Raw genomic sequence first — 18,473 nt, 5'->3', positions numbered from 1 at the left:
CCCCATCCGAAAACGAAAAGTCCTACAGCACGTTAGGAAGCCGATAACTCCCTACAGAATTGATTCCTCGTTAGATTTTTGCTCGCCATCAAGAAGACAAAGGAACTTCTCATGTCGAGCCAGTCCGCACAGGGCTACCTGCAATGGGTCGATCGCTTCGCGACCCAGCTGCGCCAACCAGAAGAGGCCCTGTATCTTCTACTGGACCCGTTTGCCGGGTGCACGCCCGAGCACCCGTTAAGCATTGCATCGCTCACCGAGACGCTGGGTGACGATGCGGTAGTGCGCGTCGATAGCCGCGGGCTAGTCCAGGACCCTCAATACTGGCCAGCGCTGGTGCAGCTTGCCAAACCCGGTGCAGCGCCCACCGCCCTTGCTGCACTCAGCGCCACCTGCGCCGCACGTGAGGCAACGGCCACCTGGCACTATGTGTGTGGCTGGCTAGTCAGCGAGCAACCCGCCGACCTCATCGCACGACACATCAGCCAGCAATGCCATGTGCTGCACCAACCGCCGCCGCACGGCATCACCGCCTGGTTCGAGCCTGTACGCCTGGTGTTGCTGCGCGCAACCATGCGCAACGCGGCCCAAGTCCTTGGGCCCATTCGTAGCTGGCTGCACCCCGATGGCTGTGGCAGTTGCGCGGTGTTCGAACGGCAACCGCCGGCTGGCGAGCTGGTCGTCCCTGATGCGGCAAGGGCTACCCAGCACGTCGCGCCGCAGATCATTCAACTGCTCGGCGCCTGGCGTCGCCTGAATGCCGTGCAGCAAACCGGCGCCCCCTGGCAATTCACAGGCCCATCAGGCTTGCCGGAAAACGCGCCCGTTCATGCCATGAATCTGCTCCTCAAGGCCTTCAGGCAGGGCCTTCGCGACCGTGCCGATATCCAGTGCATGTGCCTGCACATGGTCATGGTCCACCCATTGCTCCTTCAACATCCCACCATCCAGCACGACGTGGCACAGGCAGCGGCCGGCATACAACGCCTGGCATCGCGTTTCGCCTGCTACGACGACCGCGCCTGGTCGCACATCGTGGCCGCCCTGCCGCAGGCAAGGAGTTATTCATGAGCATCAGCAAAGCCGTCCACATTGCCATGCAGGAAGAGATACCCAACACATACGGCAGCTGCAATGCCTGCGAACGCTCCGGCCTACCGATCATGCTGCTGCGCGAGGCCTACGCCCCTCGCCCTGATACAGGGCGCCCCTATCGCCTGGCGGACGCCAGCGAAATCACCTTCCACCCAATGCACACCGACCAATTGCGCCTGCTGCGCCAAGGTTATGTCTACGTGCTGCTCGACCAGCAAATCTGGCAGGCCTACGAGGTGGCGGCAGAAGGTACCTTGCAGCGTTTCCCTGTGTCGCAGATGCCCTTGGGGCCGCCCAAGTCATTGCCCAAGGTATGCGCCACCGAAGGCCACGATGTGATCGCCTCATTCATCAACATCAACACCTCGCTCTACCGCAAAGCCTGGGTCGCCTTCGCCAACGATCCCTGGCCCCTTGCCGTACTCGACCGTTATCGCAAAGGTATTGCCGACGGTGATCCGGGCACCCTCGCCCGCTTCGTCGAGGTAGACCTGGAGACCGCGCGCAACAACCCTGCCAGCATCGGCATTGCCATGACCGACAGTTTCCGCTTCGGCATGGAAAATGTGCTGGAGTTCTCTACGTTTTCTTCTGCCAGGTTTACCAGCGTTCATGGCTTTTACAGCCGCCTGGGCCGCGGGGATCAAACCCGCAACCATGTGCGCAAGGTCATCCAGCAGGAACAGCTACCCAACGGCGTGCTGGCGCTGACCCTGCCCGACCCGGTCGGGATGGTGATGGAGCTCAACGCGCAGCGCACGGGCTGGGTGCAGGCCATGCAGGAGTGGCGTGCCCAACCCCAGCGCCACTTCGAGTATTTCACCTCGCAAGCGTTACTGGGCATCCGCGAACTGCATGCCGCCACCGCTGCTGCTCAGGGGGCCGAGGACGCACAGCGCGAGGCCCGGCGGGTCGAGCAATGGAACAAAAGCCCGTTAGGGGTCAAAACACACTTCCCTCCGGTGGACCTGCAAGCACAGAGCGAACGCGACATCGCGCGCAGGCAAGAGGGGGCCCGCAAGCGGCTGGAAGAGCGTTACGACGAGCGCGCCCGTGCCGGCTTCCAGGCGGATTACGACCGCGAGCTGAAAAACTGGCAGTCGATGGTCGACCAGGTAGGCAAGCTGTACGCGCACCACTACGCCAAACGTGCGTTTCAGCAGATCGGCTACTTCGACTATGACGCGAAAGACCCTGTTTCGGTGGAGCACTTCATACAGATGATGGCGGCCTGCCTGGCCGGCGGGCCCACTGAAGCGCTACCCGCGCAAGGCCAGCCGCTCGGGATGACCCAGCATATCTGGCAGCAGCTTCTGGAAGACGACCGTAGCCTGCTTTACCAGGCGTTGCTGGCCAAGAACCAGAAGCTGATGCAGCAGGTGGCCAGCGGGCTGTCCGGGGATGACTTCGGCAAGGTGTACGACATCATCAAAAGTATCGCCGGCACCGCCGATGGCCAGCTGCTGATGATCAAGCCGATACAGGATGCCGTTGGCCAGTTGCTGGCCGCGACCAACAGCGCTGGGAATGCACTCAGCCAGCACATCAGTGAACGTTCCAGGACGCTGATCGGCCACGTACATCGTTCGGCATTTGCGCTGTTCGCCGGGCAGCACGTGACGCCGCTGCGCGTGTCGCTGACAGTGGGCGAATACATGAGCTTGCTCAATGAAGCGGTGCAGGCACGGACCGATGCGTTTCTGCAGCAGGTAGACAAGCAATTCCGTGATCCCTTGGGCCGCAAGGTACGCGCCATGGTGCTGAGTGGCGCGATCAACATTGCGGCAGCGGGCAACCGTAACCAGATGATCGAGGTGGTGCTCTGGACGTTTGAAAGTGCCGAGAGTTTGCAGGCGCGGTTGATGCAGTTAAGGGAGGGTGCGGCCGGTGGCGTCGGGGCGCTGGTGCGCAATATTGCGATTGGTACGGATACACTGCGCGCGCAGGTTACAGGTGGCTTGAAGATCAGTTCGATGGCCGCGCAAAGCGTGGCTAGCGATGCCATGCGCAGCTTGCGGGAGGCGGCAGCTAGCTCGGGAAGCGTACGCTTGCTCCTTGCCTTGGGCAGTATGTGGTTTCAGCAGGACAGCCTGGGCAAGAACTATCGGGCATTACAGGAAACACATCACAACGATCCGGAGGCGCTTGCAACGGTCTGGTCTTCCTCGCTTGGCTTGATAGGTGCAAGTGTCGAAGCGGCAGGGCTTGTTGTTGCACATGTACGCCCTAACATACCCTGGCCCGGGGCAGTGACAACTACTTCCTTGGGAGCCGGTATTGCTAGGTACGGCGGCGGCATTGCAGCGATTGCTGGTTTCATGGATGGTGCACAGTATTTTTTCGCCAGCTTGCGCGCTCATAAGAATGGAGATTTAACGTCAGTAGATTGGTACAGGATTGCAGGCACAGCGGCCGGCGCCTCCGCGCTTGCAGGTCTACTTGGGACCTTTGGGTCCGCCACGCTATTTGGCCCAATCGGTTTAGCCATCGTCCTAGGGCTAGCCGCCTATGCAATAGCCTCACATGCAAAACGAAGTGAATCCACTCCAACAGAGCTTTGGGCTCGCCAAAGCAGGTGGGGACTTTCTGAAAACAATCGTCTCTGGACCGGAGCCAAGCACCTTGATCTTGCAATTGGCGCTTTAAATGCGGCAGTGATAGGAGTCCAAGCCGACGTCTCCATCAAAACCCAACTTACTAACCACTCAAACTTTCAGACAGACGCACCGAAAGGAATGATTATTGGCAACGAATTAGCGGTAGCCGCGGCATACATGCTGAACTATTACATCCTCCTGCCTCATTATGCTGAAGGCAAGTCTCGATACGAGTGGCAACTGAATATTCACCGCACCGGAGCCGACGAGGAAACCATGATTCTATCAGGTGAAAGCTCTCCCGGTACCCAGTTGCAGATCAACCTACCAAAAGGCAAAGGGGTCTTTTCTCATATCAGTAATCCACAACCGCTGGTGGGTACCAATACCAATACCAGTGCGCTGACCATACAGGGAACACTGCCTTTACTGGAAAGTCACCGTATCAACGCCATCGAACTAACCCTCCACTACTGGCCGGACAAGCAGGATATACATGGCCATGCACGTGTCATCGTGAAAGAGAACAATATTAACAGTCCGGAACCCCTTACAAAATGGCCAGACCCTTATTGAACCCCGCCTGCCCAGGCTGGAAGGAAGATTTACCCAACCCCTACACAATTCCTTCTGTAGCAAAAACCTTGGGGGATCAGATACCCAATCATCAGTGCCTGACCTATTTGGAGATTCCCCGACAAAGCGTATCATCACGAGGACTGATTTCAGTATTCGCCTTTTTTCTAATCATGTTCTTGATTTTTAGCCTTTACATGATGGCACTGACATTCAACCCGAGAGACACTGAATCCCTGCTGCTCTCAGCATTTGAAATTCTACTGGTATCATGGATGGTTACTATAGGTCTTCGCATGGATATTTCTCCTCCCCGCGACGAACCCATCAGGTTCAACCGTGCCCGCCAGAAAATCTACGCTTACAACTTCAAACGCCACTGGTGGAACCCCTTCGACAAAGGCAAAGTCGTGCCCGTCAGTTACGACTGGTCCCAAGTCCGCGCCGAGCGCTGGTCACAAACCGGCGCCCTGCCAAACGGTGGGGTCATTTTCAAATGGGGTGTCATGCTCTCCATCGTCGCGCCCGGTACGAACAACGTCATCGACCGTTTTCACTTGAGTACCATGGGCGCCGACCAGCACGCCTGGGCCTATATCTGCACGTATATGCAGGAAGGCCCTTCGGCACTGCCCCCACCCGGTGAGCCCAAGGACCACAACGATGTACTCTGGTGTGAGTTCGCCCTGCGCCTGGCACCCCGAGTAGTGTGGCCCACGGAAATGGATCTGGAGTCGAGAACAGCGCCCTGAACCTACTCTGGCCCCTAGGCAAGCCGGCACCCGCAGGTACTGCGCATAACTTGAGGGCGATGCGGTCAATGTGGGAGCGGGCATGCCCGCGAACACCGGCGCAGCCGGTGCCATGCATCGCGCTGGATTCTTCGCGGGCACGCCCGCTCCCACAGGGATTATGTGGTCGGCGCCACCAACCTGTACCCCACCCCCGCCTCGGTAATGATGAACCGTGGCGCCGTGGGGTCATCGCCCAGCTTCTGCCGCAGATGACCCACCACGATCCGAAGGTAGTGGGTATTCTCCACATGGGTAGGCCCCCAGACATCCTTGAGCAGTTGCTGCTGGGTAATCACCCGCCCGGGGTGCCCGGCCAATAGCGCCAGCAAGGCATACTCCTTGCGCGTCAACGCCACCTCCACACCGTCCAGGGTTACCCGGCGAAAGGCAAAATCCACGGTCAGCGGCCCAAAGCTGGCTGCCACTTCCGAGCCCCCGGCCTGTGGCACCTGGCGTAGCAAGGCCCGCACCCGTGCCAGAAATTCCTGGATGCCAAACGGCTTGGTCACGTAATCGTTGGCCCCGCCGTCCAGCGCATCCACCTTCTGCACCTCACTGGCGCGCACCGACAGCACCATCACCGGCACCGCGCTCCATTCGCGCAGCTCACGCAGCACCTGCTGGCCGTCCATGTCCGGCAGCCCCAGGTCGAGCACCACCAGGTCCGGCTGGCCCAGCGCAGCCTGGGCCAGCCCTTCAGTGCCAGTGGCCGCCTCAAGCACCTTGTAGCCTTGCGAGGCCAGGCTGATGCGTAAAAACTTGCGGATCTGCGGTTCATCGTCGATGACCAACAGGGTGGCGGACTGGCTCATGGCGTTTCGCTTTCGGCTTCAGGTTGAGGGGGTAGCGGCAAGCATAGAGTGATGCCGGTGCCCTGGCCATCGATGCCTTCGCCCACCAGAATCTGCCCGCCATGGGCACCGATCATGCCCTGGCAGATCGCCAGGCCCAGGCCTGTGCCCTGCCCGCCGCGGTCACCACGGGCAGCGGTATAGAACATGTCGAAGATCTTCTCGCGGTCGGCGACAGGAATGCCGGGGCCCTGGTCGCTGACGGTAAGGCGCAACTGGTCATCATGCACGGCCACCTGCAGCTCAAGCCGGCCATTGGCCGGGGAAAAGCGTGCGGCGTTTTCCAGCACGTTGACCAGCGCCTGTTCGATCAGCGCCGCATGCACGAACAGCAACGGCAGCTCGGCCGGCACATCGGTGTGCACCCGCAGCGGCGCCAGCACAACGCGCAGGCGGTTGAGCGCACTGCCGACGATGTCGGCCGGGGCTACCCAGTCGCGGGCCAGCTTGAGGCCACCATGGCCCAGGCGGGTCATGTCCAGCAGGTTCTGGATATAGCGGTCCAGGCGTTCGGCCTCGTTGCGGGTGCCCTCCAGCAACTCGCGGCGGTCCTCGGCCGGTATCGCTTCGCCCAGCGCCAGCAGGCTGTCGATGCTGCCGCGCATGGCAGTCAACGGCGTGCGCAGGTCGTGGGACACGGAGGCCAGCAAAGCGCTGCGCAGCTGCTCGGTTTCGCCGTGCAGGCGCGCGGCTTCCAGTTGTTCGGCCAAACGTGCGCGGGCCAGGGCCTGAGCCAGTGGCTGGCCAAGGGCCGTGAGCAGGCGCCGGCGTGGGTCGTTGAGCGGCTGCCCGTTGCGCGGGCGCACACCCAGCAGCGCCAGCGGCTGCTCGTCCACCGCCAGCGGCCACCACCACCAACGGCCGTTGGGCAGGGTGTCGCTACCGTGGCCGGCAGCCTGGCCGTGCTGCCAGGCCCAATCGGCGGCAGCCCGTTCGGTGTCGCTGAAGGCGTGGGCTTCGCCGCTGGCCACCTGCAGCTGGCCTTCGGCGTTGCGCTCCAGCAGGCACACCTGCATGTCTTGCCAGCCGTCCAGATGCTGGCCGGCGGCATTGAATACGGCCTGGCGGTCGGTGGCCACGGTCAGCCGGCGCGACAGGTCGAGCAGCTGGCTGGTCTGCGCCTGGGTTTCGCGCAGCGCCTGCAACTGGCGGCGCTGGCGTGCGGCCAGGTTGCCGGTAAGCGCGGCCATCAGCAGGAAGAACACCAGGGTCAGCACGTCTTCTTCGCGCTGGATGCTGAACGAGAAATTGGGTGGAATGAACAGAAAATCGTAAGTCAGGAACGATAGCGCGGCGCAGGCCAGCGCAGGCCCCAGGCTGCTGCGCACCGCCACCAGCAACACCGCAGCCAGAAACACCAGCGAGATGTTGGGCAGCGCCAGCACACTCGACACCGCCCAGGCCAGCCCCGCCGCCATGACCGTGGCCAGCAGCGCCAGCAGGTAGTGGCGCCACACCCACACCCGCCGCACCGCCGACCGCGGTGCTTGCGGCTGCACATCGCGGTCCAGCACGTTGATTTCCAGGCCATGGCTTTCGCGCAGCAGCCGCGCAGCCACACCGGCACCGAACAGACGACGACGCAGGCGGTCACGGGACTGCCCCACCAGCACCAGGCTGGCCCGCCGCTCGGCGGCATGCTGGATCAACGTGCGCGCCACTTCGCCAGCCCTTAGCAGCACCACCTCGCCGCCCAGGCGCTCGGCCAGCTGCTGCGCGGCCTGCAAGCGGTGACGCGCGGTTTCGTCGCGCAGGCGGCCGTTGTCCACATGCACCAGGCTCCAGGGCAGGTGGCGGCGCTGCGCCACGCGGCTGGCATGGCGTACCAGGCGCTCGGCCTGGTCGTCGCCGTCCACGCCCACCAGAAGGCGCCCGCGCAAGGCCGGGGCCTCTTGGCCACGCTGACGATAACCATGGGCAAGGTCGGCATCCACCTGCGCAGCGGCAGTTTGCATGGCCAGTTCGCGCAAGGCGGTGAGGTTGGTTTGCGAGAAAAATGCATCAATGGCTGCGCGTGCCTGCTCCGGCACATACACCTTGCCCTCGCGCAGGCGCTCGAGCAGTTCGCGTGGTGGCAGGTCGATCAGCACCAGTTCGAAGGCTTCCTGCAGCACCCAGTCCGGCAGGGTTTCACGCACGTGTACGCCCGTAATGTCGCGCACCTTGTCGTTCAGGCTTTCCAGGTGCTGGACGTTGACCGTGGTGTACACGTCGATGCCGGCCGCCAGCAGCTCCTGCACGTCCTGCCAGCGCTTGGCGTGGCGGCTGCCGGGGGCGTTGGTGTGGGCCAGTTCGTCGACCAGGGCCAAGGCCGGCGCGGCCTGGAGCAGGCCGTCGAGGTCCATTTCCTCCAGGGTGACGCCACGGTACTGGCTGCGCAGCAAAGGCTGCTGCTGAAGGCCGGCGAGCAGCGCTTCGGTTTCAGCGCGGCCGTGGGTTTCCACCACCCCAGCCTGCACTTGCACACCCTGACGTTGCTGGGCGTGGGCGGCCTGGAGCATGGCGAAGGTCTTGCCGACGCCAGGGGCGGCGCCAAGGAACACCTTCAGCCGGCCCCGGCCGGTGCGCGGGAGGTTAGCCAACAGCGCATCTGCGCGGGCGGAATCACTCATGTTTCATCCTTCAGGATTTGCGACAGTCGACCAACACCGGGCCTGCTTGGCAGGCCTTCGCGGGCTTGCCCGCTCCCACAGGTTGAATGCGAAACTCAGTAGCTTCGCTGTACCTGTGGGAGCGGGCAAGCCCGCGAAGGGCCGCAAAGCGGCCCCAATATCAGTGGCTCAATTGCTCAAGCGCCTTGTTCAACGCCAGCACATTGACCACCGGAGGGCCGATCAATGGGTGGAGGGTGGCCTCTTCCTGCAAGGCTTGCAAGCGCTCCACCGGCAGCTGCCGCGCCGCTGCCACCCGCGCAATCTGATAGGCCACGGCCTCCGGTGGCAGGTGCGGGTCCAGGCCACTGCCCGAGGTGGTCAGCAACGCCTGCGGCACAGGCCCTTGCTGCGCCTGATACAGCGCAGCCGCCTCACCCTTGACCCGCTCGGCCAGCGCCGGGTTGCTTGGCGAAAGGTTGCTGGCACCGCTGGCCACCGTGGCATAGGCACCTGCCGAAGGCCGCGGATGGAACCAGCCATCACCCTTGAAATCCTGGGCGATCAATGCCGAACCGCGCACCTGGCCCTGGTCATCCCGCACCAGGCTGCCATTGGCCTGTGCCGGAAAAACAACCTGGGCGATGCCGGTCACCGCCAGCGGATACAGAGCGCCGGTCACCAGCGTCATCAACAGGGCCAGGCTCAACGCCGGGCGTACATAAGCATTCATGGTGGCCTCCTCAGACCAGGTTCAGGGCATTGAGCAGCAGGTCGATCAGCTTGATCCCGGCAAACGGCACCACGATGCCGCCCAGCCCGTAGATCAGCAGGTTGCGCCGCAGCAGGTGCGCCGCACTGGCCGCCTGCACGCGCACGCCACGCAGCGCCAGCGGGATCAGCACGATAATGATCAGCGCGTTGAACACGATGGCCGACAGGATCGCGCTCTGCGGGCTGGCTAACTGCATCAGGTTGAGCACGCCCAGTTGCGGGTAGATGGCGGCGAACAGCGCCGGCAGGATGGCGAAGTACTTGGCCACGTCGTTGGCAATGGAGAACGTGGTCAACGCACCACGGGTCACCAGCAACTCCTTGCCGACCTGTACTACATCCAGCAGCTTGGTCGGGTCGCTGTCCAGGTCGACCATGTTGGCCGCTTCGCGCGCGGCCTGGGTGCCGTCGTTCATGGCCATGCCGACATCGGCCTGGGCCAGCGCCGGGGCGTCGTTGGCACCGTCGCCGCACATGGCCACCAGGCGGCCGTCGTTCTGCTCCTGGCGGATACGCGCCAGCTTCTTCTCGGGGGTGGCCTCGGCCAGTACGTCATCCACGCCCGCCTCTGCGGCGATGGCGGCGGCAGTCAACGGGTTGTCGCCGGTCACCATCACGGTGCGGATGCCCAGTTTGCGCAGCTCGGCGAAGCGCTCGCGGATGCCGGGCTTTACCACATCCTTGAGGTGGATCACGCCAAGCAGGCGCTTGTCGACACACACCAGCAGCGGCGTACCACCGCTCTGGGCAATACGTTCCACTTCGCGGGCCAACGCCGGGGGCATTTCCAGGCGTTGCATGCCGACGAATGCCAGCACGGCATCCACGGCACCTTTGCGGTAGCGGTGCTGCTGGTAGTCGATGCCTGACAGACGTGTCTCGGCACTGAAGGCCACAGCCTCGAACTGCCCGGCAGGCGGTTCGACAAAGTCATGGAGCTGGCGCAGGTATTCGACAATCGACTTGCCTTCGGCAGTGTCGTCGGCCAGCGAGGCCAGCAAGGCGCCCTCCCCCAGTTCGCGAGCGGTGATGCCCGGCGCCGCATGCAGCGCGCTGCAGCGGCGGTTGCCGAAGGTGATCGTACCGGTCTTGTCGAGCATCAGCGTATGCACGTCACCGGCGGCCTCCACCGCACGGCCCGAACGGGCAATGACATTCAGCCGCACCAGCCGGTCCATGCCGGCGATGCCGATGGCCGACAGCAGCCCGCCGATGGTGGTGGGAATCAGCGTCACCAGCAGCGCAGCCAGGAAGATCAGCGGCAGGCTGCCACCCACAAAGTGGGCGAACGGCTGCAAGGTCACCACCACGATCAGGAAGATCAGGGTCAGGCCGATCAGCAGGATGTCGAGGGCGATCTCGTTTGGAGTCTTCTGTCGCTTGGCACCTTCGACCAGGGCAATCATGCGGTCCAGGGTCGACTCGCCCGGGTTGCTGGTAATGCGGATCAGCAGCCAGTCGGAGACCAGCCGCGTATTGCCGGTGACCGCTGAGCGGTCGCCGCCGGACTCACGGATCACCGGTGCAGACTCGCCGGTAATGGCGGCCTCGTTGACGGCGGCGATACCTTCAAGCACCTCGCCGTCACCGGGGATCATCTCGCCGGCTACCACGCGTACCACGTCGTCCTTGCGCAGCGCGCTGGCAGCAACCGTCTCGTAACTGCCATCACGCTGGCGACGCTGGGCAGTCAGGCCTTGGCTACCGGCCTTCAGGCTGTCGGCGCGGGCCTTGCCACGGCCTTCGGCGAGGGCTTCGGCGAAGTTGGCGAACAGCACGGTGAACCACAGCCACAGGGCGATCTGCACGGCGACACCCGTGCTCACGCCATTGCCGGGGGCGAAGCACAGCACGGTGGTGAGCACTGCGGTCAGGGCCACCACCAGCATCACTGGCGAGCGTTTGAGCTGGCGCGGGTCGAGTTTGACGAACGCCTGCACCAGTGCCGGGCGCCACAGCGCGGCGAAGCGGGTCTGGTCCTTGGCAGTGTGCCGGGTATTCACTTCAGGAATGGGCATGTTCATGATCGGTCCTCAAAAACCCAGGCTCAGGTGTTCGGCAATTGGCCCAAGGGCCAGGGTCGGCAGGAAGGTCAGGCCACCGACCAGCAGGATGGTCACCAGCAGCAGGCCGGTGAACAGCGGGCCATGGGTAGGGAAGCTGTTCTGCCCCAGTGGCGCGCTTTTCTTCGCCGCCAGGCTGCCGGCCAAGGCCAGGATCGGCAGGATGTAGCCAAAGCGGCCAATGAGCATGGCCAGGCCGATCATCAGGTTGTGGTACACCGTGTTGGCGCCAAAACCGGCGAACGCCGAGCCATTGTTGGCCGTGCCCGAGGTGTAGGCGTACAGCAGTTGGCTGAAACCATGCGCCCCCGGGTTGCTGACCGCCCCTGCCGGGCCAGGCAGGCTCGCGGCGATGGCGCCAAGTACCAGCACGCCGACCGGCATCACCAGCAGGGTCGCCACCAGCAACTGCACCTCACGGGCCTGCAGTTTCTTGCCCAGGTATTCCGGGGTGCGGCCAATCATCAGCCCGGCCAGGAACACCGCAATCAGGACAAACAGCAGCATGCCGTAGAGGCCCGCGCCCACGCCGCCGAATATCACCTCGCCGACCATCATGTTGACCATCGCCACCATGCCGGTCAGTGGGTTCAGGCTGTCGTGCATGGCATTGACCGAACCGTTGGAGGCGGCGGTGGTGGTGACCGTCCACAGCACCGAACCGGTGGTGCCGAAGCGGCTTTCCTTGCCCTCCAGGGGCGCGGTCTGCTGCACCTGCGGGCTCTGCAGGGCCGGGTTGGGTTGATGCTCGGACCACAACGCCGTGCTGCCACCGATCAGGAACAAGGCAAGCATGCAGGCGAGGATGGCGCGGCTCTGGCGCAGGTCCTTCACGTAGTGGCCGAAGGTGAACACCAAGGCCACCGGAATGAGGATGATCGAAGCCACCTCGAACAGGTTGCTCCAGGCCGTGGGGTTCTCGAACGGGTGCGCCGAGTTGACGCCGAAGAAGCCGCCGCCATTGGTACCCAGTTGCTTGATGGCGATCTGGCTGGCGGCCGGGCCCAGTGGAATCGTCTGGTCAGCACCTTGCAAAGTCAGCGCGTGGGCATAGTCGGCAAAGGTCTGCGGCACACCCTGCCACACCAGCAACAGCGCCAGCAGCACGCACAGCGGCAGCAAGCCATAGAGGGTGGCCCGGGTCATGTCGACCCAGAAGTTGCCCAGCGTCGACGTGCTGCGCCGGGCAATGCCCCGGCACAACGCCACCAGCACGGCCAGGCCGGTGGCAGCACTGACAAAGTTCTGCACGGTCAGGCCGAGCATCTGGCTCAAGTAGCTGACCGAGGCCTCCCCGCTGTAGGCCTGCCAGTTGGTGTTGGTCACGAAACTGACGGCGGTGTTGAAGGCCAGCGACCATTCCTGGCCTGGCAGGTGCTGCGGGTTGAGCGGCAGGTGGCCCTGCAACAGCAGCACGGCGAACAGCAGCAGGAACCCGGCCAGGTTGAAGGCCAGCAGGGCCAGGGTGTACTGCCGCCAGTTCTGCTCCTGGCTGGCGTTCACGCCCGCCAGCCGGTAGCAGCCACGCTCGACCGGACCCAGCAGTGGCGACAGCCAGGTGCGCTGGCCTTCCATGACCTTGAAGTAGAACCGCCCAAGCCAGGGTGCCGGTAGCAGCACGATGGCAAAGAACGCCAGGAGCAAGGCGAAATCGTAACTGTGCATGGTCGCTCCCTAGCTGCGATCGGCGCGCAGCAGCGCCACCAGCAGATAAAACGCCAAGGCCACTGCCAGCAGCAGTGACAGCCCGTCGAGCATGTTCATGAGTGGTTCTCCCCGTGGTACGGCTTGGGCCGCTTTGGGGAAATTGTCCGAGGGAGGGGCGTAAAGGGACGAGATCGGGGGATGGGCGTGGGTATAAAGAATGCGTAAAGATCAGGTTTATTGGACTGATGCCCTGGCAAAAAGACCAATCAAAACAATTCTCATTTATGGTATTTTGCCGCCCTCGCTCAAATCCCTGCCAAGGTGGCTTCATGTCCGGCTCAGATCTCAAGGCACTCTACCTCGCCCACCGCGAAGAGATTCAGGAGTACCTGGACCGTCGCCTGCGTTGCAAGGAAACCGCCGCCGACCTGACCCAGGACACGTTCATTCGCCTTTCCGAGCAAATGGGCCGCAGCCGCATCGAGAACTTTCGTGCCTACCTGTTTTCCAGCGCGCGCAACCTGTTCATCGACCACACCCGTCGCCAGCAGCACCGCAAGAGCGAGCCACTGGACTCGCCCGAAGCCAGCGCAGTGGCCCAGCCAACTGCCACCCTGGAACAGGCCGCCATCGCCAACCAGCAGCTTGCAGCCTTGAACACGGTGATCCAGAACATGCCTGAGCCCTGCCGCGAGGTGTTCCTGATGGTGCGGGTCGAAGGCATGACCTACGTCGAAATCGGCGAGCGCTTGAGCATTTCCCCCAAGACGGCCTACAGCCGCATGGTCAAGGCACTGGAACTGTTGAAACAGGGCATGTCACAGTGACCCCCTGCCTGCCACAATGCACCGACTGTGCTGCCCCTGTGAAGCGTTGAAGCCATGAATCGCGAACCGCCGTCAAACGACCACGCCGCCCCGACTGCCGATGACATTGGTCATCAGGCCAGTGCCTGGTTCGCGCTGTTTCATGGCGGCGCGCCCTCCCCCGCACAACGCAAAGCGTGGGAAACGTGGATGGCAGCCGATGCGCGCCACGCCCAGGCCTATGCCGAACTGGAGAACCTGTGGGCCGCCTCAGCCCTGCTGTGCCAGCCCGCCCCGGTTGCGCCACGCGCGCCCGCGCGCCTGTCTCGTCGCAGGTTCATGGGCATGGGGCTTGCCGCCAGTGCTGCGGCGGCAAGCGCAGGCGCCGGCCTGTTCTGGCTCAAGGGCATGGACGCCCCATTCGCCGATTTGCGCACGGCAGTAGGTGAACGGCGTATCGCCCGCCTGCCGGATGGTTCGACGGTGGAAATGGCCGGGCACACGGCGATGAACCTGGACTTCTCAACCACCCGCCGTACGGTAGAACTGTTGCAGGGCCAAGCGTTTTTCACGGTACGCCCAAGCACTGCTGGCGACTTCACGGTCATTACCCAAGCCGGCCGACTGCGCGCGGACGAGGCCGAGTTTTGCCTGTCGTGCAACCACGATACAGCACAGGTAGCGGTTCATCGGCGCCGTGTACAGGTGCTGAGTACCAGCCAGCAGACTGACCTGGAAGAAGGCCTTTCGCTGCGGTTCAGCCCGCGCTCGACCGGCGAGATCCAGCGTGCCGAGCTGGAGCAGTTGCTGGCCTGGCGCAGTGGCCGCCTGGTGTTTTTCAACGAACCCTTGCAGGCGGTAGTCGAGGAATTGCAGCGCTGGCGCGAAGGGCGCATTTTCATCATGGACAAGCAACTGGCCGCTCGGCGAGTCAGCCTGATCCTGAACCTTGAGCAGCCCGAGCAGATGCTCGACGTGATGTCCAGGGCACTGGCCGTGCGCACGGCGCAATACACCGACCTGGTTACCCTGCTCTACCCCGCTGCCTGAAAAAACTTGCAGGCTCCATCAGATATTCAAAAGCCTCATGCGTCTTAACGGCACTGAGAGTTATTCGCATATCTGCACTTGCATGGGGCACGCCTGAATGGCCAAGCGACACGACCAACACTCCACCCTTACCCTACGCTGGCAACAGGGCGCCCTGAGCGCAGCCATGGCGTGCTGCTTGCTGGCCGGAGCAACCCAGGCGCATGCAGCGCCTGGCCAGCTTGCCACCCGCACAGCGCAAAAGCTGGCGCTGAACATTCCTGCCCAGCCCCTGCGTCAGGCGCTGTTGGTATTCAGCCAGCAGTCCGGGCAGAACGTGCTGTTGGACGGTAATGTCGATGCAAGCCTGCGCAGCACGGCAGTGGTCGGTAGCTACTCGCTGGAAGAAGGCCTGGCCAGGTTGCTGCAAGGCAGCGGTTACAACTTTGCCCGCACCGACGCCAGCACACTGTACTTGCTGCCAGGCGCTGCACAAGGCGTCAGCAATGAAGTGACCCTGGCCCCCACGCAGGTGCAGTACCAACTGGCCCAGGCCGATGGCCAGAGCCGTGGTTATCAGGCCCGGCCGGCGTCCAGCACCACGCGCCTGGGCCTGAGCAACCGGGAAACGCCACAGGCCGTGTCGACTGTCACCCGCGAGCAGCTCGACGACTTCAAGCTCAACAGTGTGAAAGACGCGTTGCGCAATGCACCCACCGTTACGGTCGAACAGTTCGAAACCGACCGTACGGCCTTCACTTCGCGCGGCTTCACCATCGACAACTTCGAGTACGATGGCATGGGCATGCCCTTCTCGTCCGGCGTGTTGCTGGGCGACCAGGACCTGGCAGAGTTCGAGCAGATCGATGTGCTGCACGGCGCCAATGGCCTGATGAGCGGCGCGGGCAACCCGTCGGCCACCGTCAATTTCGTGCGTAAACGGCCGACTGATACCTTGCAGGCCAAGCTCGGCACCAGCATCGGCGCCTGGGACAACCGCCGGGCAGACTTTGATGTCAGCGGCCCGCTGACCGACGACGGCAACGTGGGTGGGCGCTTGATCTACGCACATGACAAAGGCAATTCATACCTCGACCGTTACAGCCATGAGCTGAATGTCACCGCTGGCCTGCTGGCTTTTGACCTGTCCTCTGCCGATACCCTCACCGTGGGTTTCTCGGAACAGAAGAGCGACGCCAACGGCAGTACCTGGGGCGCGCTGCCGATGGCCGACTACCTCGGCAACCCGATCCACTACAGCAGCCGCAGTTCCAGCATCGGCCAGCCCTGGACCTACTGGAACATCCACACGCAGCGGGCCTTTGCGGAGCTGGCACATGACTTTGGCGAGGGTTGGCGAGGCACGGTCACCGTAACCGGGGTCAACCAGCATCAGGATACCCAGATGCTCTATGCCATCCCTTTCACGGCCGACGACGTGCTTGCCTACATCAACCGTACCACCAGTACCGAGCATCAGGTAATCGGTGAAGCACAGCTTTCGGGCCCGTTCGCACTGTTCGGCCGCCAGCATGAGCTGACCCTGGGCGCCAACTACGGGCGTAGCCGTCATGATGAACGTGGCTACTACCGCAACAGTTCGGGCAGCGAAGTGGTCAGCCTCGGCGATGCCCTGGCCGGGGCTGTGCAGAAGCCGCCGCTGACCTACACCGACGAACTCAACACCCAGCACTTCACCGACCGCCAGAAAAGCCTGTATGCCGGCGCCCGCTTCAGCCTGACCGACGACCTGCACTGGATTGCCGGGGCCCGCATGCTCAGCGCCGATGGTGAAGGGATGGGATACGGCTCGGCCCACGACACCCGGGTACATGGCAAAGTCACGCCTTACACCGGCCTGGTGTATGACCTGAACGCGCAATGGAGTGTGTATGCCAGCTGGACAGAGATCTTCAAGCCCCAGTACCTGCGCAGTACTGCAGGGGGCGTGATCGAACCTCTGGAAGGCAAGAGCACCGAGGTGGGTGTGAAAGGCAACCTGCTCGAAGAGCGTCTGACCGTGAGCGCTGCGTTGTTCAAAACCGAGCAACAGAACGTGGCCGTCACTACCGGCGAGATCATCGGCGGGCAGTATGCCTACCGTGGCGAGGACAACAAGAGTCACGGCGTGGAGCTGGAAGCGTCCGGTGAAGCCATGCCCGGCCTGGACCTGGCAGCAGGCTACACCTACGTGCACATCGAGGATGGCGACGGCGAAAAGACCCGCCGCTACGTACCCAGCCATAGCCTGCGCGGCAGTGTCACCTATCGCCTGCCCGCGTTGCCACAGGCCAAGGTCGGGACGCGAGTGCAGTGGCAGAGCGCGACCAGGGCTGACGGCAACCACCAGGTACGCCAGGAGGCTTATGCCCTGATGGACCTGATGGGCAGTTTCGACTTCGACGAGCACTGGAGTGCGTCACTGAACCTGAACAACGTGTTCGACCGCAAATACCTGTTGTCGCTGTATCAGTCGGCTGGGTCTACCAACTATGGCGCGCCGCGCAACCTCACGGCGTCGGTAACCTGGAAGTACTGAATGTGGCGCCGCTGCCTGCTTCGCGGGCGTGCCCGCGAAGAGACCCTTACAGGATTAACACTGAGGCGGCTGTTGCGCCGCGTTACGGCTCCAGTCCAGCAGCAGGCTGTAGCCTACCGCCAGCAAGGTCGGCCCGATGAACAGGCCAATGAAGCCAAAGGCGAGCAAGCCACCGAATACACCCAACAGCACGATCACCAGCGGCAGGTTGCCGCCACGGCTGATCAGGTACGGTTTGAGCACGTTGTCCACGCCGCTGATGACGAAGGTGCCCCAGATACCCAGGAACACCGCCATGCCGTATTCGCCCTTCCACACCAGCCAGGCAGTGGCCGGGATCCAGGCCAGTGGCGGGCCCATGGGGATCAGGCTGAGCATGAAAGTCACCAGGCCCAGCACGATCGCCCCGGGCACCCCCGCGATCAGGAAGCCGATCAGCGCCAACAGGGCCTGCGCGGCCGCCGTGCCGATCACCCCGTTGACCACCCGCTGCACGGTACCGGCTACCAGCTCCAGGTAATACTCGGCGCGCTCGCCCACCAGGCGGTGCAGCAAGCGCAACACGAAGGCTGCCAGGCGCGGCCCGTCCCGGTAGAAGAAGAATACGAATACCAGGCTCAGGGTCAGTTCCAGCACGCCGCTACCAATCTGCGCACTGCGCGCCAGCAACCAGTTACCCACCTGCCCGAAGTAGGGCTTGGCCGAGGCCAGCAAGGCCGCGCCCTGCTGGTCCAGCGATTGCCACCCGTTGACCAGGCGCTCGCCCACGAATGGAATGCCACCCAGCCAGGCGGGCGCATCGGGCAGGCCGTCGACCTGCACGTCACGCACAAACGCCGTAGCATCGCGAATGTGATCGGCCAGGTTGAACCCCAGCCACACCAGCGGCAGTGCCACAATCAGGATCCAGGCCGTGGTCAGCAGGCTGGCCGCCAGGGTTTCACGCCCACCCAGCAAGCGCGTAAGCAAGCGCATCAACGGCCAGCTGGCAAAGGCAAGAATGGCCCCCCACAGCAATGCCGAAATGAACGGTGCCATCACCCAAAGGCCCGCACCCAGCAAGGCGAGCAGCAGAATCTGGATCAGCAGGCGGTCATTGTTAACCATGGTG

13 protein-coding genes are annotated in these 18,473 nt (G+C 63.2%); 6 read left to right on the top strand and 7 right to left on the bottom strand.

Annotation, left to right across the window (positions count from 1 at the left end):
* Nucleotides 1-111: 111 nt before the first annotated feature.
* The 3 genes from N805_RS01680 to N805_RS30860 are packed head-to-tail and all read left to right on the top strand — an operon-like array spanning nt 112 to nt 5,020.
* Nucleotides 112-1,071, top strand: a complete 960-nt coding sequence (locus N805_RS01680) for a hypothetical protein (RefSeq protein ID WP_019470163.1) — start codon at nt 112-114, stop codon at nt 1,069-1,071.
* Nucleotides 1,068-4,268: a T6SS effector BTH_I2691 family protein gene (locus tag N805_RS01675; RefSeq protein WP_019470162.1), complete on the top strand. Its 3,201-nt coding sequence runs from the start codon at nt 1,068-1,070 to the stop codon at nt 4,266-4,268. Before N805_RS01680 ends, N805_RS01675 begins: the two co-directional genes overlap by 4 nt.
* A complete protein-coding gene (locus tag N805_RS30860; protein WP_230685696.1) occupies nt 4,250-5,020 on the top strand; it encodes a DUF6708 domain-containing protein in 771 nt (256 codons plus the stop codon). The genes N805_RS01675 and N805_RS30860 overlap by 19 nt, the downstream gene beginning before the upstream one ends.
* Nucleotides 5,021-5,178: 158 nt before the next feature.
* Here the strand turns inward: N805_RS30860 and N805_RS01665 are convergent, their stop codons facing one another.
* The 6 genes from N805_RS01665 to kdpF all read right to left on the bottom strand — a co-directional run bounded on the left by N805_RS01665 (nt 5,179) and on the right by kdpF (nt 13,105).
* Nucleotides 5,179-5,874, bottom strand: coding sequence for a response regulator (locus N805_RS01665; RefSeq protein WP_019470160.1), 696 nt, complete (start codon nt 5,872-5,874; stop codon nt 5,179-5,181).
* On the bottom strand, nt 5,871-8,525 hold the full coding sequence (locus N805_RS01660) for a sensor histidine kinase (protein ID WP_019470159.1): 2,655 nt from the start codon (nt 8,523-8,525) through the stop codon (nt 5,871-5,873). Before N805_RS01660 ends, N805_RS01665 begins: the two co-directional genes overlap by 4 nt.
* A gap of 160 nt (nt 8,526-8,685) precedes the next feature.
* Nucleotides 8,686-9,237, bottom strand: coding sequence for a potassium-transporting ATPase subunit KdpC (gene kdpC, locus N805_RS01655; RefSeq protein WP_019470158.1), 552 nt, complete (start codon nt 9,235-9,237; stop codon nt 8,686-8,688).
* Between the two features lie 10 nt (nt 9,238-9,247).
* Entirely contained in the window at nt 9,248-11,302 is a 2,055-nt protein-coding gene (kdpB, locus tag N805_RS01650) for a potassium-transporting ATPase subunit KdpB (protein ID WP_019470157.1), read from the bottom strand.
* A 9-nt stretch (nt 11,303-11,311) separates the two neighbouring features.
* Nucleotides 11,312-13,006: a potassium-transporting ATPase subunit KdpA gene (kdpA, locus tag N805_RS01645; RefSeq protein WP_019470156.1), complete on the bottom strand. Its 1,695-nt coding sequence runs from the start codon at nt 13,004-13,006 to the stop codon at nt 11,312-11,314.
* 9 nt (nt 13,007-13,015) lie between these two features.
* Nucleotides 13,016-13,105 (bottom strand): K(+)-transporting ATPase subunit F, encoded by a 90-nt coding sequence (kdpF, locus tag N805_RS01640; protein ID WP_003251485.1) that lies wholly within the window; start codon nt 13,103-13,105, stop codon nt 13,016-13,018.
* A gap of 212 nt (nt 13,106-13,317) precedes the next feature.
* Between kdpF and N805_RS01635 the strand changes: the two genes are divergently transcribed.
* The 3 genes from N805_RS01635 to N805_RS01625 all read left to right on the top strand — a co-directional run bounded on the left by N805_RS01635 (nt 13,318) and on the right by N805_RS01625 (nt 17,362).
* Nucleotides 13,318-13,815, top strand: a complete 498-nt coding sequence (locus N805_RS01635) for an RNA polymerase sigma factor (RefSeq protein ID WP_019470155.1) — start codon at nt 13,318-13,320, stop codon at nt 13,813-13,815.
* A 54-nt stretch (nt 13,816-13,869) separates the two neighbouring features.
* Nucleotides 13,870-14,844, top strand: a complete 975-nt coding sequence (locus tag N805_RS01630) for a FecR family protein (protein WP_019470154.1) — start codon at nt 13,870-13,872, stop codon at nt 14,842-14,844.
* A 97-nt stretch (nt 14,845-14,941) separates the two neighbouring features.
* The gene (locus N805_RS01625) at nt 14,942-17,362 is read left to right on the top strand and encodes a TonB-dependent siderophore receptor (protein WP_019470153.1); all 2,421 of its coding nucleotides are present in this window, start codon (nt 14,942-14,944) and stop codon (nt 17,360-17,362) included.
* 54 nt (nt 17,363-17,416) lie between these two features.
* On the opposite strand, the gene N805_RS01620 is transcribed toward N805_RS01625, so the two are convergent.
* Complete coding sequence (locus N805_RS01620; RefSeq protein WP_019470152.1) at nt 17,417-18,469, bottom strand: AI-2E family transporter; 1,053 nt, start codon at nt 18,467-18,469, stop codon at nt 17,417-17,419.
* Nucleotides 18,470-18,473 lie beyond the last annotated feature (4 nt).

The organism is Pseudomonas putida S13.1.2, assembly GCF_000498395.2.
Classification (GTDB): domain Bacteria; phylum Pseudomonadota; class Gammaproteobacteria; order Pseudomonadales; family Pseudomonadaceae; genus Aquipseudomonas; species Aquipseudomonas putida_Q.
Note: the sequence above shows the minus strand (reverse complement) of the source record. Positions and strands in the feature narration are given on the sequence as shown.

Bases quoted from the DNA above. Each gene is read 5' to 3' on its own strand.
- N805_RS01680 (WP_019470163.1), top strand. From the start codon at position 112: ATGTCGAGCCAGTCCGCACAGGGCTACCTGCAATGGGTCGATCGCTTC.
- N805_RS01675 (WP_019470162.1), top strand. From the start codon at position 1,068: ATGAGCATCAGCAAAGCCGTCCACATTGCCATGCAGGAAGAGATACCC.
- N805_RS30860 (WP_230685696.1), top strand. From the start codon at position 4,250: ATGGCCAGACCCTTATTGAACCCCGCCTGCCCAGGCTGGAAGGAAGAT.
- N805_RS01665 (WP_019470160.1), bottom strand. From the start codon at position 5,874: ATGAGCCAGTCCGCCACCCTGTTGGTCATCGACGATGAACCGCAGATC.
- N805_RS01660 (WP_019470159.1), bottom strand. From the start codon at position 8,525: ATGAGTGATTCCGCCCGCGCAGATGCGCTGTTGGCTAACCTCCCGCGC.
- kdpC (WP_019470158.1), bottom strand. From the start codon at position 9,237: ATGAATGCTTATGTACGCCCGGCGTTGAGCCTGGCCCTGTTGATGACG.
- kdpB (WP_019470157.1), bottom strand. From the start codon at position 11,302: ATGAACATGCCCATTCCTGAAGTGAATACCCGGCACACTGCCAAGGAC.
- kdpA (WP_019470156.1), bottom strand. From the start codon at position 13,006: ATGCACAGTTACGATTTCGCCTTGCTCCTGGCGTTCTTTGCCATCGTG.
- kdpF (WP_003251485.1), bottom strand. From the start codon at position 13,105: ATGAACATGCTCGACGGGCTGTCACTGCTGCTGGCAGTGGCCTTGGCG.
- N805_RS01635 (WP_019470155.1), top strand. From the start codon at position 13,318: ATGTCCGGCTCAGATCTCAAGGCACTCTACCTCGCCCACCGCGAAGAG.
- N805_RS01630 (WP_019470154.1), top strand. From the start codon at position 13,870: ATGAATCGCGAACCGCCGTCAAACGACCACGCCGCCCCGACTGCCGAT.
- N805_RS01625 (WP_019470153.1), top strand. From the start codon at position 14,942: ATGGCCAAGCGACACGACCAACACTCCACCCTTACCCTACGCTGGCAA.
- N805_RS01620 (WP_019470152.1), bottom strand. From the start codon at position 18,469: ATGGTTAACAATGACCGCCTGCTGATCCAGATTCTGCTGCTCGCCTTG.